Origin of the sequence: Candidatus Njordibacter sp. Uisw_058, from assembly GCF_047730065.1 — a bacterium.
Lineage (GTDB): Bacteria > Pseudomonadota > Gammaproteobacteria > Pseudomonadales > Balneatricaceae > Njordibacter.
In genome coordinates, this window is sequence record NZ_CP159829.1 from 2,418,307 (window position 1) to 2,434,573 (window position 16,267).

Sequence of the window (16,267 nt, forward strand, 5' to 3'; positions counted from 1 at the left end):
CTAGCCAGCTGGAATAATCAGCACTCTACCCACCTGCAAGGTGGATTTATTAGTCATTTTATTAGCAATTTGCAACCGCTTCACACTGGTACTAAAACGCTGGGCAATGCGTGAAAGTGTATCACCTGACACCACTTTATAGGAGCGTAATTTTCGCTTTGCTTCTACCACAGAGGCGATGTAAGTATTCGCTTCAGGATGATTGTAAAAGTAGTTTTTTATACCCATAAAAATAGCCTTAGCCATTTTTTTTTGATACTGCTTAGTGCGCAGCTTTGCAGCCTCACCAGGATTAGAAATAAACCCAGTCTCCACAAGAATAGAGGGCACATCGGGTGATTTAAGTACCACAAAACCAGCTTTTTCTACATGTTTTTTATGCAACCTAGCAATTTTCCCGATATTTCCAAGCACTTCTCGAGCAATGCCCTCACCAGTTGTTTGGCTGTAGTTCATCGACATGTCGATTAATGTCATCACCACATCATCCTCTTTATCTTCCAAGCTAATACCACCAATGCCTCCAATTTGGTCAGCATCATTTTCTTTTTGCGCCAACCATCGTCCCATTTCACTTGAGGCTCCTCGAGACGACAATATCCACACCGATGCCCCTTTGGCTTTGCCATTTTTAAAAGCATCGGCATGAATGGAAATAAACAAATCTGCCTTGGCTTTGCGGGCTTTGTTAGTTCGCCCCCTAAGACTAATATAGTAATCACCTGTGCGAGTCAGCAGCGGCTCAAACCCTGGTTCCTTTTTTAATAGCGCTTCTAGGTATTTCGCAATGCTTAAAACCACACGCTTTTCTTGTAACTTTTTACCACCAAACCTGGGGCCTAAAGCACCAGGGTCTTCGCCACCATGGCCAGCATCTATGGCAATCAGAATGTCCCTTTGACTATCCAGCAGGTCCAAGCTACTTAGGGCAGTGGTTTTTGGCTGTGATGGCTTTGCCACAGTGCCTGCTGCAAGTTTTACTGGCGGTTTTTTATAATTGGATAAATCGACCACCAAACGATGACCATAACTCGAGTTCGGCACCAAGGTGAAAATTTTGTGATTAGTTTTGTATGCTAAGTCGAGCACTAACCTTAATTTGTTATCGCTACGTTGGCTAGACCGAATACTGCGTATGGGACTGTTAGTAAAGTCTAATACTAAAGAGGTGGCCAAAGTACTTCGATCAATATCAATCACCAGACGGTCTGGATTATCTAGCGTAATTTCTTCAAAGGTAACAGCAGCACTGGTGTCAAACACTAACCGTGTATTATCAGGAGCAGGCCAAATACGAATATTTTCTATACTGGCTGCCCACGTAAGCAAAGGGCAGCTCACTAATAAAGCCCAAAACAAAAACCTCATTGCTGCACCTTACCTAGGTGAACCAAAACGCCATCACCCATGTTGGTTTGAGCCACAAAGGTAAGTTTGCGCCCCCGCTCCAATGGGTGAATCGTTAAAACAACATCGGCAGTGGGTAGGAAACCCTTACCTTTATCCGGCCACTCTACTAAATTAATCGCACAGCCATCAAAGTAGTCTCGAATACCCAAGTATTCTAATTCTTCAGGGTGCCCCAAGCGATAAAGGTCGAAGTGATGTACCTTTTGCTGCTTAAACTGATAAGGTTCCACCAGTGTATAAGTGGGGCTTTTGGTTGCTCCTTGATGGCCAAAGTGACGCATAATCCCTCTGGTGAAGGTGGTTTTTCCCATACCCAAATCACCTTGTAAAAATACTGTAGCTCCTTGAGCACTAGCACTTAACACCTGACCAAACTGCATACCCAAAGCCACCATTGCATCTTCTCCGTGCGCTTGTAGTTGGTACTCTTGGGACATGAATGCATCGATCCTATTTTGTGGGTCATTTAATAGATTGCAATATAGCCTAAAAGCACAATAAAAACCGCCATTCTAGTCGTTATTTCATTGGTTTTTTTAGTTTTTACAGCTTCGGGTGATTCGACTAGGTTAGAATAAGCGCTATGCCAACTTCAAACGCTCCATTGTTATCGGCGCCGCCTTCGCCACCTTCGCCAACTTTGCCCCCTGGCCTCACAGAGCAGGAGCTTACAGATCTTGCCCTGCGTATCAAACAACTCGCTGAGGAATTTGGCTTTGCCGATTGTGGCATTACCGATACAGATAACGAAGCAGCAGGTCAACACCTCGAACAGTGGTTAGATCTTGGCTACCATGCCGACATGGACTACATGAGTAAACACGGTAGCAAACGTTATCGTGCCCAAGAACTGGTGCCTGGTACACAGCGCATCATATGTTTGCGCATGGATTACTTAGACCCAACTTTAACCACGCTCAGCACTCTCGAAGATGCAGAACAAGCGTACATTGCTCGCTATGCCCTTGGCCGTGATTACCATAAACTTGTGCGCAAGCGCTTGGCGCAACTGAGTAAAGCCATTGAGGCTTTAATCGGCCCATTTGGCCACCGTGTGTTTGTTGACAGCGCTCCCGTGCTAGAAAAACCCCTTGCACAAAAAGCGGGCCTGGGCTGGCAAGGCAAACACACCCTGCTTATCAACCGCAAGCAAGGGTCTTGGTTTTTTTTAGGTGAGATCTTTGTTGATCTGCCGCTCCCGATTGACCCCCCCTATGATAAAGATCATTGCAGTCGATGCAGCTCCTGCATGACTGTATGCCCAACCTCGGCTTTTCCTAAGCCTTATGTGCTTGATGCCAACCGTTGTATCGCCTACCTGACGATAGAACACAAAGGCTCTATTGACGAAGAACTGCGTCCATTAATGGGCAACCGCGTCTTTGGTTGTGATGATTGTCAACTGGCCTGTCCTTGGAACCGAGCCCCAGCAGTGAGCCATGAAGATGACTTTAAACCTCGTCACGGATTAGACCAAGCGAAATTAGCCGAGCTATTTAAGTGGACGCAAGAGCAATTCCTTAGCCGCACCGAAGGCTCACCCATAAGGCGTGCTGGGTTTGAAGGTTGGCAACGCAACTTAGCTATTGGTTTAGGTAATGGACCGGCCACAGAAAATATTATCAAGGCACTTAATGATCAGCAGCCTTTGGCCAGTCCAATGGTTAAGGAACACATAGACTGGGCCCTAAAACAACTGCAGCAGCGCCAAAAGCAACTCATTCAATTAACGCCTGTGCCTTTAAGGACTCATCTAGCCAAAAAACTAAAACACCTCACCTGAGTGTTTATAAAACTCAAACATAGTGTGAGTGCGGGTTTGCATCCACATCTACTGTGAAACCTTAGGTCAATGGAACCCCCACCCAAGCCGCCATTTATCCATGTTAGACTTATCATCATAGAGCGACTGTGTGCATGTGCAGACATTTCAATCTGCCTGCCTTGAGCAAGCTTATTAACTGACCTAAAACACCCCACAAAAGGTACCTCCTCCTGTGAATATCCCTGCCAGCCTCAACGGTTTATATGCCAGCTCAGTCCAAGTAAATACCAAAAAAAAATGGATTATTGCTGTGGTGGGTGGTGACATATTACTCGCCCACCCTGAAGCAAAAGCTAGCAACCCCATTATTGACAGCGATATGGCTGAGCCATTGAGCTTGCTTTGTCAACGTAAACTCACCCTTGGTCAATGGCATAGCCGAGATTGTGAAGTATGGGAATTAAAGACTAATACCCCCAAGATTGAAGCTAAAGGCTATCGTTTGGTGACATTGCGCGACATCTTAGCCGTTGCTGGCAAGGAAGTGTTTACTTTGGTATGTCGGGCTGTACAGTTGTTGGATTGGCAAGATACACACCGTTTTTGTGGCACATGCGGCCAACCTAATCAAGCCACAGATAGAGAACACGCGATGACCTGTGTTGCTTGCAATATTAATAACTACCCCCGCATATCGCCTTGTGTAATCGTTCTGGTGACCCATGGAAATGAATGTCTTTTGGCGCGCAATGCCAACTGGCCCAGTAACCGGTTTAGTGCATTGGCAGGTTACCTTGAGGCTGGGGAAAGCGCTGAGCAGGCGCTTCACCGAGAAGTGTTTGAAGAAGTAGGTTTGGTCATCAACAATATTCAATATGTCGGCAGTCAGTCTTGGCCTTATCCTGGACAACTCATGCTTGGTTTTATTGCCAATGCCACAAGTAAGGAAATTAAAATTGATGGCATTGAAATCGCAGAAGCAAACTGGTTTCGATACGATCAATTACCCGAAACTATTGCCCCACCGGGAATTATGGCAGGCCGCCTAATCCAACAATATGTACAACAGGCAACATTAACCTATGGCTAGTTGAGTTAGTGCTCTCAATTAACCACTCTAAGTTTACGGGGCCATTTTCAAAAAATGATCACGATAATAAGCCATTTCGGTAATTGAATCGCGCACATCATCTAAGGCCAAATGAGTCCCATCTTTTTTGAGCCCGTCGAGTAAATCTGGGCGCCACCGGCGGGCCAGTTCTTTGAGAGTACTTACGTCTAAATTGCGGTAATGAAAATAAGCCTCCAACTGAGGCATGTACTTCACTAAAAAGCGCCGATCTTGGCCAATGGTGTTGCCACACATAGGTGAGTGCCCCCCGTCAACGAAAGTTTTAAGAAACGTTAGGGTTTGCTGCTCTGCATCTGAACAACTGACCTTACTTTCGCGCACTCTTTGGGTCAGACCTGATTGACCGTGTTGTTTAATACACCAAGCATTCATATTTTCCAGCACTGAATCACTTTGATGGATGACAAGTGATGGCCCTTCACCCAAAACATTTAAATGCGCGTCCGTAACAATGGTGGCGATTTCAATGATAACGTCTTGTTCAGGGTCCAGACCGGTCATTTCTAAGTCTAACCAAATTAAATTGTGTGCTTGTTTCACAAGAAAAGTGCTCTAGTAAGATTGATACACTGAATTATGCCTCACTTCGCGGTAGAATGGAGCCTTTACTGACACAACAGTACATTAATTCTCCATGGCCAAACGTAAACTCACCCGCCACCAACAATGGCAAATTGATAAAGTTCAAGAAGAACGCCGCGCGCGTGCGAACAAGCAAGATGGCGCCATAGAGCGAGCCATAGAACATGGCGACCTATCCCCAGAACAGCAGGGGCTGATCATAGCCCACTATGGCTCTTTAATTGATGTGGAAGCTTTACATGGCCAGCACCAAGGTGAAGTCTTCCGTTGCAAAATCCGCTCTAATTTAGGCTTCCTCGTTACGGGTGACCAAGTTTCTTGGCGTCAAGCAGCAGATCAATCAGGGGTTATTGTGGCTCGCGATGACCGCCATAGCATTTTAAGCCGGCCCAACAAATATGGTGATCTTAAACCTGTGGCCGCTAATATTGATCAGATTATTGTTACTTTCGCGCCCAAACCCTATGCCCATGCTAGTTTGATAGATCGATATCTAGTGGCGGCAGAGGCCAGTAACATTGAACCCATTTTGCTGCTCAACAAAACTGATTTATTAGATGAAGAGGCACAGATCCATTTGGAACCTATGTTAGCCCGCTACCAAACTCTGGGTTACCGCATTATCCGCGCCTCGACCCAAAGCTTAGCAGGCCTAGAGGCATTATATGCGGCATTAAATAATAAAGTGAGCGTGTTTGTTGGGCAATCAGGTGTTGGCAAGTCTAGTCTGGTGAATGTACTACTACCGGGCGTAGATATTAAAACCAGCGCTTTATCTGAACAAACTAATAAAGGTGTTCACACTACGACCACAGCTAAATTATTCCATATCCCCAATGGTGGACAGTTAATTGACTCTCCAGGTATACGTGAGTTTGGTCTTTGGCATATGGACACAGCGACCCTCCTAGAGGGTTTTGTAGAGTTTAGGCCCTATTTAGGCTACTGTAAATTTAGTGATTGTAGCCATGATCATGAGCCAGCTTGTGCATTATTAAAGGCTTTAGAAGAGGGTCATATCGACCCTATCCGTATGGCCAGCTTTCAACACATTAAAGCGTCTTTAGACGACTTCACCACACATAATTAAGGATTTATAATGGGCGACCGTTTATTTGTACTGATGCAGTATTTGTTACCGAAACACTTAATTTCACGCCTAGTAGGTATGCTAGCCCATAGTTCAATACCTGTCATCAAAGACCCCTTTATTCGTGCTTTTGTAAAACATTTCAAGGTCAACATGGCGGAAGCTGAACGTCAAAATCCTACTGATTATGATAGTTTTAATGACTTTTTTACTCGCAGTCTTAAGCTTGATGCTCGTCCCATTGATCATCATCCAAAACACCTGGCCTGCCCGGTCGATGGCGCTATTAGCCAGATTGGAAAAATAACTGGGCAGAGCCTATTCCAAGCCAAGGACCATGAGTTCAACCTCACTAGTTTGCTGGGTGGCAATAGTGATCTTGCCAAGCCTTTTATTGATGGTGATTTTGCTACTATTTACTTGGCACCTAAAGACTACCATCGTATTCATATGCCCTGTGACGGTCAACTCACCCATATGGTGCATGTGCCAGGCGAATTATTTTCTGTTAATAAAGCCACAGCTGGCCAAGTGCCAAGCTTATTTGCTCGTAATGAACGGGTAGTGGCTATTTTTGAAACGGAATTTGGTCCTATGGCTATGGTCCTTGTAGGGGCTATGATTGTGGCCAGTGTAGAAACTGTTTGGGCAGGGTTGGTGTGTCCTAAAGGTCAGGTCGTGAGCCAGTTTAACTATGGCCATCAAGAGCCCATCGTATTGCACAGGGGAGAAGAAATGGGGCACTTTAAATTAGGCTCCACCGTAGTTTTGTGTTTACCAAAAGGGGTCAGTCAATGGCCCAAAGAACTCAGTGCTGGCACCACCACTCGATTGGGCCAAATGCTGGCCGAATTAACATAATGTGTTTTTAAAACAATTGATCCATACCTAGGCCCGGTGATGGTTAAACGCCATCACCTTAGCAATATCAGCCTCACCAGAGGCTAACATTAACAAACGCTCTATACCTAAAGCAACGCCAGCGCACTCAGGTAACCCTGCTGCTAAGGCCTGAATTAGCCTATCATCAGCTGCCATTGGCGTTTTTCCTATGGCTAATCGGGTCGCGTTATCCATTACAAAGCGCTGTTCTTGTTCTTGCGCGTCCGTCAATTCTTCATAGCCATTAGCCAACTCCATGCCATTAACATACACCTCAAAGCGCCGTGCCACTTGATTGCCAAACGCATCTATGTGAATCATTGCTAGGGCTGATTGGCTGGCAGGGTAATCAAAAACAAAACACGCTTTGGGCAAATTGGGTTCGATACAGTGGCTCATTAACAAATCTAACCACGCATCTCGGGGAGCGCCAGCGTCCATTTGAATATCCACTTGGGCCAAGGCCTTGGCTTTTATGGCGTGATCACTAGCGGTGAGTGGGTTGATAGCAAGAATCATCTCGAAGGCCTGCTGATAACTCCAAAAATGCCACTTTAAGGCTTCGTTTTTTAGTACATAACTGATAAGGCAAGCGACTTCTTGCATCAACTGTTGCAGATTAAAACCGATACGATACCACTCTAACAAGGTAAATTCTGGATTATGTCGGCGGCCTACTTCTCCATTTCGAAAGGCTTTTGCTATTTGATAGATACTGCCGCTGCCTGCAGCTAACAAGCGTTTCATTGCGTATTCAGGGGAAGACACAAGACACATTGAGTGCTTGATAGCTGCATCAGGCATTGTGCTATGTGAACCAAAGTCGACAGGTATAGAATCTATATGAGGGTCAGATACCCCATAATGAGACATAACTGGGGTATCAACCTCAAGCACATCGAGGTTAGCAAAAAAATCTCTGATTTGGCTAATGATCTTGGCACGTTGCTTAAGCTGTTTAATGTCAGCACTAGGTTGCCATGGCATCATGAGAATCCTGTGTTTATGCGCGGCTCACGTAATCGCCTGTGCGAGTGTCAATCTTTAACATCTCGCCTTGCTCAATAAACAAAGGAACTCGCACGGTAGCACCTGTGGCTAAAGTCGCTGGCTTACTGCCCCCTTGAGCGGTATCACCTTTCAGGCCAGGGTCTGTTTCTGTGACTTCTAGCTCCACAAAGTTTGGAGCAACAACAGCTAGGGGTGCATCATTCCATAAGGTGACAAGATATATTTCCTGCTCTTTCAACCATTTAATACAGTCGCCTACGGCATTGACATCTGCACCATATTGCTCGAAAGTACCGTCTGCCATCATGAAGTGCCAAAACTCACCATCCGTATATAGATATTCCATGTTCCGGTCCATCACGTCTGCCATTTCAATGGATTCTCCCGCTTTAAAGGTACGATCCCATACACGGCCCGATTTCAAGTTTTTCATCCTTACACGGGTAAATGCTTGCCCTTTACCTGGTTTGACAAACTCGACATCCACCATGGCACATGGATCACCTTCTAACATTACTTTAAGACCAGGTTTGAAATCGTTACTGCTATAATTAGCCATTTTTTCGCTCTAATGAAATAAACATCGGGGAATATGTTGCATATGATACCGCAAAGCACGGCGCAAGTTGAACCTTTAAGCTTGATTAAACACGCCAAACCCCTAGAAGATTGGCGCACCCAGTTGCGTGAAGCTTACCGCACACCTCAACAGTTGCTTAACGCCCTTGGCTTTAGTGAGGCACAGCAGGCCACACTAATAGCGGATGACCAAGGATTTTCAACCCTTGTGCCCAAAGCATTTGCCCAAAAAATGAAACCACAAGACCCCACAGACCCCCTACTATTGCAAGTATTACCCCGCTTCGAAGAGGCCATCAAACACCCAGAGTTTAATGATGACCCTTTACAAGAGGCCCAATTTAACCCTGTCCCTGGGGTGGTGCACAAATACCAAGGGCGAGCCTTATTAATTGCGGCTGGACACTGTGCCATTAATTGCCGTTATTGCTTCCGTCGTCATTATCCCTATAGTGATCAAAAACGTGCCCGCAATGAATGGCGACAAAGTCTCAGCTATATTGAAAAACATGCAGACATAGAAGAAATAATTCTTAGCGGTGGTGACCCATTGGCCTTAACCGACGTACAATTATTCGAGCTAATTGCTGCTATTGAAGTCATACCTCATGTGAAACGCTTGCGTATTCATAGCCGTTTGCCCATTGTATTGCCCCAACGCATCACCCTAGAACTTTGCCAAAGGCTTGCCCGCTCCCATTTAGACTGTGTCATGGTCGTGCACGCCAACCATGCCAATGAACTGGGTAAAGATGTCGCCCAAGCCTGCGCATTATTGCGCCAACACCAAGTGCAACTGCTAAACCAAAGCGTGTTGCTAGCCCATGTAAACGACACGCTCACATGCCTAAAAGAACTTAGTGAACGCCTGTTTGAGCTTGGGATAATGCCCTATTACCTGCACTTGCCTGACCATGTTGCGGGTACTACGCATTTTTTTGTTAGTTTAAAGCGCGGGCAGTCTTTAGTGGCAAAAATGCAGGCGTCTATGTCGGGCTATTTAGTACCCAAACTGGTGCGCGAAGAGCCCGGCAAGAAAAGTAAAACTCTATATTCGCAAAGTTAAACCAAAACTAGAAGATAGACTAATGGTTAAACTAAGTGCAGTAGAGCATCCAAGTCTACTTGGTTCAGTTGGTGAGGTGCTTGTTGTCGAACTAAAGGTTTACCATGGAAAGCCACACCTAAACCGGCTGTATTAAGCATAGGTAGATCGTTGGCACCATCGCCTACAGCGAGGCATTGATGAATAGACAAGCCAAGACTCTTTTGTAACTGGTACATCAACTCAACTTTGCTACTCGCGTCCAAAACTGGCCCTGTCACCTGCCCAGTGAGTTTTCCTTCTACTTCCTCTAAGGGATTAGAAAAGGCCTCTTGCATTCCCAACCTAAGAGCAAGGCGATCCGCAAAATAACTAAAGCCACCTGACAAAATAGCACAATATACGCCTCGCTCTTGCAAACCCTGCATAAGTTGCTGTGCCCCCGGCATTAATTCAAGGCTTTGATTGATGGTGGCAAGCTGGTTGGTGGTAAACCCTTTTAATAAAGCCAAGCGCTGACGAAAGCTTTGTTCAAAATCTAATTCTCCCGCCATAGAGCGAGCAGTAATAAGAGCCACTTGTGGACCGATACCAATGGCATAGGCTAATTCATCCATCACTTCTGCCTGTATCAAGGTAGAGTCCATATCAAAAACAGCGAGTTTGATGTTTTCTATCGGCTGATGGGATGATTGTAATACATAATCCACTGTAGATTGTTTCGACAAGATTTCATGAATGCTTTCAAGCAGCAAAGTGTATTTAGTTTCATGCTTGTTAATACACTCCATAGCCCCCTCTTCAGTGGGACTGTTCCAGCACCATTGCTGCAGTGTATAGTTTGCATGGGTACTTTGTTGGCTCTGTTGAAGTGGCACATCCGCAGTCGCCATAACCTTATCGATGGCTGCAATTTTGCCCTCTTTGCTTAAATCAAATAGGGTTAGACGATGAAACATAGATACAACTCCTTGAGTGGGCTTAGCATTTTATCATTAGTGGGTTAGAATGGGTTTGTTTTTACCTCTTTGAAATAGTGCTGATTAACACCTAATGCCCAATAAAATCCTTTCCTTTAGACATTTAATGCAATCCCGCCTCACCTTGGTTCAAAAGACGGTATTGCTGCTCATCGCGACGTTTTTGCTTGCTAGCGTGTCTTTGGGATTCATGACCTACCAACACCTTAACCAAGTTACGGGTCAGCAAAACGCTTTTTTAGGACAAAAAATGGGCCAGCAATTGGCTAACTTAAGTGCTCCTTTGTTGGTTAAACAAGACTACATCAGTCTTAACGTTACGCTGGCAAAACTTAGACAACAAGGCGCCATTGTGGGGGCTGCTGTATATGATGCAGACGGTCAAATGTTAGCTAAAACAGGTTTTTTAAACGACTCCAACTATTTAATTCTGCCCATAAAGTTGGATGAAGAAAAGATTGGTAGCCTGCACTTACGCCAGACTGAATTAGATTTAAATCCAAGCCTTACTCAACTGATGTTTTTACTATGGCCCACGGCAGGGCTAATCTTACTTGCCTGTATCGTTATGGGTTGGTGGTTTGGAGCCCGCTTGGTGCAGCCACTGCATCGATTACATGAAGCCCAAGAACAGCTATTGGAATATGGTAAGGCACCACCTTTGGATGATAGCCGTCTTGATGAGTGGGGCATCATTAATTTAGGGTTCAACTCAATTAACGAAGAGCGCTTGTTGCATGCTCAAACTGAACACCAATATGAATTAGAAATGCCTGCTGGAAAAGGTATAGTGGCGCCTAATCATTATGATCAAGTAGACCACCAACCAGAATTGGAAGCGCCCAATCAACAAGAAGCGTTTAACCATGAATTACATAACTTGGCGAGGGAATTATCTTCAGAGCCGCAATTAAGTGAACTTGGTGACCCTTTATTTGCACCTAAACTCGCTGCTCTTAACACCGCTGACGAAAATAACTTACCTATATTTACCATGGATGATTTGCGCAATAGTGATAACTCGGCCCCTTTGCGACCGACACCCATCCCTGTAGACACTGCCGAGCCCATGTCCCAAGAAATACCCACTCTTGATCATCAGGCCTACACCCCGTCTGTGGCTTCCTCACCAAGTTTTTTGCATGATGACCCACTGGTTAGTTTGTTATACATTAATGTGAATACCCGAGACCAGGGACCTATGGAAGCCGCTGAAAAACACTTGCTCCTTAAATCGTACCACCGGCTGGTGGATCAGGTGTGCGCCATATACGGGGGCACCATTGAAACCGAAGACAACCACGATGTGCTGGTGACCTTTGACAAACCCCATGAGCACATGACCCATTGTGTGAATGCACTGTGCGCAGCCCAGTTTTTCTTTGGTCTTTATAAAGCCTTTAATGCCCAACGGGCGGCCCATCGTAAGTCGAACTTGAGCATTCAAATCGTGGTTCATACGGGCAACTTAGAAGAGCTGAGCAGCCTCACAGAGGAAGCAGCAGAGCTGTCTCGCCGAGAACGGCAAGAGCATATGGTGATCAGCCGGCAAGTTGCCTATCACCCCGAATTGCAACAACGGGTATTACAGGCCAATAATTGCACGCCATTAGCGAGTGGGGCCGTTAGCTTGGCACGCCTAAGCAGCGATTACCAAGATCTGTTAGATATGCAAATCAGTCACTTCAGCCCCAACCTCTAACTCATGCTTTAAGCGTCAGGTTGGCTGGGCTCCACATCGGCTTCAGTTGCAGCGATGCTCTCAACCGCTAGGCTGTCGACATTTTGGAAACCTCTGGGTAGTTTATTACCTCTTCGGCCTCGCTCGCCCCTATAATGCACAAGATCTGTGGCTTTCAGACGCAGATAACGCTTGCCTGAATGAACTAATAATTCACAGGTTTCAGTAACGAGTGCGCAAGCCACCATAAACTCTTCACGGCTGGCCACGCGAGTAGACGAAATACTGATAATTTTATTACCTTTACCTCGTGCTAACTGGGGCAAATCTTGCAATGGAAATACGAGCATACGGCCTTCATTGCTGACTGCGACTAACCAAGTGTCTAGCATCTTAGTGATATGCTGTGGAGCGATCACCTTCGCCCCCTTTGGTACCGACATGGCTGCTTTTCCAGACTTATTTTTACTTAATAAGTCTTCAAAGGTTGAAATAAAGCCATAGCCTGCGTCTGTACTCATGAGTAATAATTGATCTGCTTTAGCACTGACCGCCGCTGAAAATTGCACACCACTGGGGGCGTTAAAACGACCACTTAACGGTTCACCCTGACCACGAGCAGAAGGTAGAGTATGAGCCTCTAGGGAGTAGCTACGGCCGCCTTCATCAAGAAAGGCAACGCTTTGGTTACTTCGAGCTTGCACCATGAGCAAGAAGTCATCTCCCGATTTATAACTCATATTAGAGGGGTCAATATCGTGGCCTTTAGCACCACGAACCCAGCCTTGTTTGGATAAAACCACAGTCACGGGTTCAGTCGTGAGCAAATCTCTTTCTGACAGGGCTTTAGCTTCTTGGCGCACCACAATAGGTGACCTTCGATCATCACCAAAGGCTTCAGCATCAGCCATTAATTCACGCTTTATGAGGGTTTTTAAACGCGCCTTCGAGCCTAGTAATAATTCTAGTTTTTGGCGTTCAGCCGCAAGTTCTTCTTGTTCGGCCTGAATCCGGTGCTGCTCTAACCGAGCTAAGTGACGTAACTTTAAATCTAATATTGCATCCGCTTGATTATCAGATAAAGCAAAGCGCTGCATCAGCACAGGTTTAGGCTTTTCTTGTTCGCGGATTATAGCGATAATTTCATCAATGTTAAGGTATGCAATTAACAAACCTTCCAATAGGTGCAAACGTTCAAGCACTTTATCTAAACGGTGCTGCAAGCGACGGGTCACTGTTTCCATGCGGAAAGAGAGCCACTCTGTCAAAATACGACTTAAACCTTTAACTTGAGGCTTGCCGTCCACCCCAATCAGGTTTAAATTAACTCGGTAAGAACGCTCTAAATCTGTCGTTGCAAATAAATGGTTTAACAACTGCTGCGTATCAACCCGATTTGAACGCGGCACAATCACCAGTCGAGTTGGCTTTTCATGGTCGGACTCATCCCTCAGGTCAGCCACCATAGGTAATTTTTTGGCCTGCATTTGAGCTGCAATTTGCTCTAATATGCGAGCCCCAGAAACTTGATAGGGCAAGGCCGTAATAACAATGTCACCGTCTTCATGATCGACCACAGCCCGCATACGGATACTGCCCCGTCCTGTTTTATACATTTGTAACAAGTCGCTTCGTGGGCTGATAATTTCTGCCGTAGTGGGCATATCAGGCCCCTGTACAAACTCAAACAGCTGTTCTGTGGTGGCGCTAGGGTTATCTAAGAGATGGATACAGGCAGAAACCACTTCCCGTAAATTATGCGGTGGAATGTCTGTGGCCATGCCTACGGCAATCCCTGTAGCACCGTTTAAAAGCACGTTAGGTACGCGGGAAGGAAGCACTAAAGGCTCTTGAAGTGTGCCGTCGAAGTTATTGCCCCAATCAACGGTACCCTGGCCTAATTCACCAAGCAGGACATCAGCGTAGCCTGTAAGCTTAGCTTCTGTGTAACGCATGGCGGCGAAAGATTTTGGATCGTCTGCCGAACCCCAGTTACCTTGACCATCAACGAGTGTGTAACGGTAAGAAAAAGTTTGCGCCATGTGCACCATGGCTTCGTAACAGGCACTATCGCCATGGGGATGGAACTTACCCAACACATCACCAATGGTGCGGGCCGACTTTTTGTACTTGGCAGAGGTTTTTAAGCCTAGTTCTGACATGGCATAAACAATGCGCCTTTGCACTGGCTTTAGGCCATCCCCAATATGCGGCAATGCACGGTCTAAAATGACATACATCGAATAATCTAAATACGCTTTTTCTGTATATTCTTTGAGGGGTAGACGTTCAACGCCTTCATCGATAGGGATGACACCAGACATAGGAAGGAAAATCCTTATTTAGTGTGGTTTGGGGACAACCGCACGCTTGAGTAAAGCCTAAATTTAAGCTCGAGTATACCGCAAAAAGTACTTGGATGAAGTTCATATAACTAATTATTGAATGAATACCAATTATTCTATGTTTGCCTCACATAAAGGCCTCATTACTGGTTACTATTTAACCAGTAACCCGTTACAATAGCGGTCTTGAAAACCTCCCCCATGACGGTTTGTGTAGGTCTCCACACTTTCTACTCACACTTCGTCAGACCAGCAAGGCAGGGCCGCCAGAGCCTACCTTACAATAATTTGTTGAGTCATTGATTTTCATAAGAAAACTTTAACTTTTAATCTCTATGGAGAACAATTATGTCGCAACACACTACACTGACAGAAATGGGCATCACAAGCTTTGAGTCCATCAGCAAATATACCCTCCGCCAAGAAGGCGATTTTGATATCCTCAAAATCTACTACAAGCGTGAAAAGGGATCTTTCTTACCTCGCAGTAAAAAATTCCGCTTTGGTCGTGCCACCCGCACTGTCATGGTAGATTCAGGCCGACAGCAATGGCAGGAAGTAAGTGAGATTTCACCTTTCTTGCTGCGTGCACTGACTGAACTAAATAAGCTTGCCCACGAAGAAAAGAAAGCTGTGGACAGCAAAGAAGCGATTACTGAGAACCTAGTGCACCTAGAGCGCATCATGGCAGAAAAACTGGCTGAAATTCGCGCCCAACTCGACCGCTTATAAACGTGGATGGCGTTTATAAAACCGCACTGGGGCAGCCCAATGCGGTTTTTTTTGAATCCAAAAACCGACTATTATTCCCCATCCAAAGCTAAACGAGTGCTGGCTAAACTCTGCTTGATGGTTTTTAAATGACCATGAAAATCTTCCCCACGACGCAATATGACCCCTGTTGCCAAAACGTCGATTAAGGTCAATTGAATAGTGCGTGATTGCATTGGCATATACACATCCGTGTCTTCAGGTGCTTCTACCCCCAATACTAAGCTCGATTCTTGCGCTAAAGGAGAGGCTATAGCCGTAATGGCAATCACCAAAGCACCTGCATTTCGGCCAATACGAGCTACCTCTACCATCTCCTTTGTACGGCCTGTAAAAGACAACAACACCAACACATCACCGCGCTTGCACGCCGCCGCCATCATCCGCATCATGAGTGAATCGGTATGTGCCACAACTGGAATGTTAAAACGAAAAAACTTGTGCAGGGCGTCATGGGCTACCGATCCCGAAGCACCCATGCCAAAGAAACAAATTTGCTGCGCTTGACTTAGATAATCTACCGCTCGCTCAATCACCTTACTATCCACTTGTTGTCTGGCTGCATCTAAACTGGCCATGGTACTGGTGAATATTTTGTCTGTGTATTGGGCGGCCGTATCATTTTGATTGACGCTCTGGCTCACATAAGGTGTGCCACGAGCCATGCTTTGAGCCAACTCTAACTTAAAATCGGGATAGCCCTTCAAACCAAAGCTGCGGCACATGCGATTCACTGTGGGCTCACTCACTTGCGCTAACTCTGCCAGAGCAGCAATGCTCATGCGTGTTGCTGATTGAGGATCAGCAACAATCACTTGCACAACTTTGCGCTCAGATCGGTTAAGCTGTTCCTGCTGAGAAGATAGGCGCTGCAACAAATTGTGATTAGTGGTCATAAGTTTTTTCGTTCTAGCTTATTTATTCATTAATGTACGTAATATTACCAACATTAGTCATATATTTGTGACTTTTATTGCTTAAAAAGTGTATTATT

Annotated in this window: 15 protein-coding genes; 7 read left to right on the forward strand and 8 right to left on the reverse strand. The window is 45.6% G+C overall.

The window, feature by feature from the left end; translation table 11 throughout:
* Window positions 1–1,368, reverse strand: a complete 1,368-nt coding sequence (locus ABXT59_RS11270; RefSeq protein ID WP_443636210.1) for an N-acetylmuramoyl-L-alanine amidase — start codon at window positions 1,366–1,368, stop codon at window positions 1–3.
* On the reverse strand, window positions 1,365–1,847 hold the full coding sequence (tsaE, locus tag ABXT59_RS11275) for a tRNA (adenosine(37)-N6)-threonylcarbamoyltransferase complex ATPase subunit type 1 TsaE (protein WP_443636211.1): 483 nt from the start codon (window positions 1,845–1,847) through the stop codon (window positions 1,365–1,367). The genes ABXT59_RS11270 and tsaE overlap by 4 nt, the downstream gene beginning before the upstream one ends.
* Before the next feature lie 146 nt (window positions 1,848–1,993).
* Here tsaE and queG point away from each other — a divergent pair, with 146 nt between their 5' ends.
* Window positions 1,994–3,193, forward strand: a complete 1,200-nt coding sequence (gene queG, locus ABXT59_RS11280; protein ID WP_443636212.1) for a tRNA epoxyqueuosine(34) reductase QueG — start codon at window positions 1,994–1,996, stop codon at window positions 3,191–3,193.
* Between the two features lie 214 nt (window positions 3,194–3,407).
* Complete coding sequence (gene nudC, locus ABXT59_RS11285; protein WP_443636213.1) at window positions 3,408–4,265, forward strand: NAD(+) diphosphatase; 858 nt, start codon at window positions 3,408–3,410, stop codon at window positions 4,263–4,265.
* Window positions 4,266–4,298: 33 nt separating this feature from the next.
* On the opposite strand, the gene orn is transcribed toward nudC, so the two are convergent.
* Window positions 4,299–4,847 carry an oligoribonuclease gene (orn, locus tag ABXT59_RS11290; protein ID WP_443636214.1) on the reverse strand — a complete coding sequence of 183 codons (549 nt, stop codon included), beginning with the start codon at window positions 4,845–4,847 and terminating at the stop codon, window positions 4,299–4,301.
* Between the two features lie 94 nt (window positions 4,848–4,941).
* Here orn and rsgA point away from each other — a divergent pair, with 94 nt between their 5' ends.
* Window positions 4,942–5,979 carry a small ribosomal subunit biogenesis GTPase RsgA gene (rsgA, locus tag ABXT59_RS11295; protein ID WP_443636215.1) on the forward strand — a complete coding sequence of 346 codons (1,038 nt, stop codon included), beginning with the start codon at window positions 4,942–4,944 and terminating at the stop codon, window positions 5,977–5,979.
* Between the two features lie 9 nt (window positions 5,980–5,988).
* Entirely contained in the window at window positions 5,989–6,840 is an 852-nt protein-coding gene (gene asd, locus ABXT59_RS11300; protein WP_443636216.1) for an archaetidylserine decarboxylase, read from the forward strand.
* Window positions 6,841–6,867: 27 nt separating this feature from the next.
* On the opposite strand, the gene epmA is transcribed toward asd, so the two are convergent.
* Together epmA and efp are read right to left on the reverse strand one after the other, a co-directional pair.
* Window positions 6,868–7,851, reverse strand: coding sequence for an EF-P lysine aminoacylase EpmA (gene epmA / locus ABXT59_RS11305; RefSeq protein ID WP_443636217.1), 984 nt, complete (start codon window positions 7,849–7,851; stop codon window positions 6,868–6,870).
* A gap of 13 nt (window positions 7,852–7,864) precedes the next feature.
* A complete protein-coding gene (gene efp / locus ABXT59_RS11310; protein WP_443636218.1) occupies window positions 7,865–8,431 on the reverse strand; it encodes an elongation factor P in 567 nt (188 codons plus the stop codon).
* A 42-nt stretch (window positions 8,432–8,473) separates the two neighbouring features.
* Between efp and epmB the strand changes: the two genes are divergently transcribed.
* Window positions 8,474–9,517 (forward strand): EF-P beta-lysylation protein EpmB, encoded by a 1,044-nt coding sequence (gene epmB / locus ABXT59_RS11315; protein WP_443636219.1) that lies wholly within the window; start codon window positions 8,474–8,476, stop codon window positions 9,515–9,517.
* 26 nt (window positions 9,518–9,543) lie between these two features.
* Here the strand turns inward: epmB and serB are convergent, their stop codons facing one another.
* Entirely contained in the window at window positions 9,544–10,455 is a 912-nt protein-coding gene (gene serB / locus ABXT59_RS11320; protein WP_443636220.1) for a phosphoserine phosphatase SerB, read from the reverse strand.
* Between the two features lie 127 nt (window positions 10,456–10,582).
* Between serB and ABXT59_RS11325 the strand changes: the two genes are divergently transcribed.
* Window positions 10,583–12,178 carry a hypothetical protein gene (locus tag ABXT59_RS11325; RefSeq protein WP_443636221.1) on the forward strand — a complete coding sequence of 532 codons (1,596 nt, stop codon included), beginning with the start codon at window positions 10,583–10,585 and terminating at the stop codon, window positions 12,176–12,178.
* An 8-nt stretch (window positions 12,179–12,186) separates the two neighbouring features.
* On the opposite strand, the gene parC is transcribed toward ABXT59_RS11325, so the two are convergent.
* Window positions 12,187–14,481 carry a DNA topoisomerase IV subunit A gene (parC, locus tag ABXT59_RS11330; RefSeq protein ID WP_443636222.1) on the reverse strand — a complete coding sequence of 765 codons (2,295 nt, stop codon included), beginning with the start codon at window positions 14,479–14,481 and terminating at the stop codon, window positions 12,187–12,189.
* A gap of 369 nt (window positions 14,482–14,850) precedes the next feature.
* Between parC and ABXT59_RS11335 the strand changes: the two genes are divergently transcribed.
* Complete coding sequence (locus tag ABXT59_RS11335) at window positions 14,851–15,234, forward strand: DUF3461 family protein (protein ID WP_443636223.1); 384 nt, start codon at window positions 14,851–14,853, stop codon at window positions 15,232–15,234.
* A 71-nt stretch (window positions 15,235–15,305) separates the two neighbouring features.
* On the opposite strand, the gene hexR is transcribed toward ABXT59_RS11335, so the two are convergent.
* Entirely contained in the window at window positions 15,306–16,169 is an 864-nt protein-coding gene (gene hexR, locus ABXT59_RS11340; RefSeq protein WP_443636224.1) for a transcriptional regulator HexR, read from the reverse strand.
* Between the last annotated feature and the right edge of the window lie 98 nt (window positions 16,170–16,267).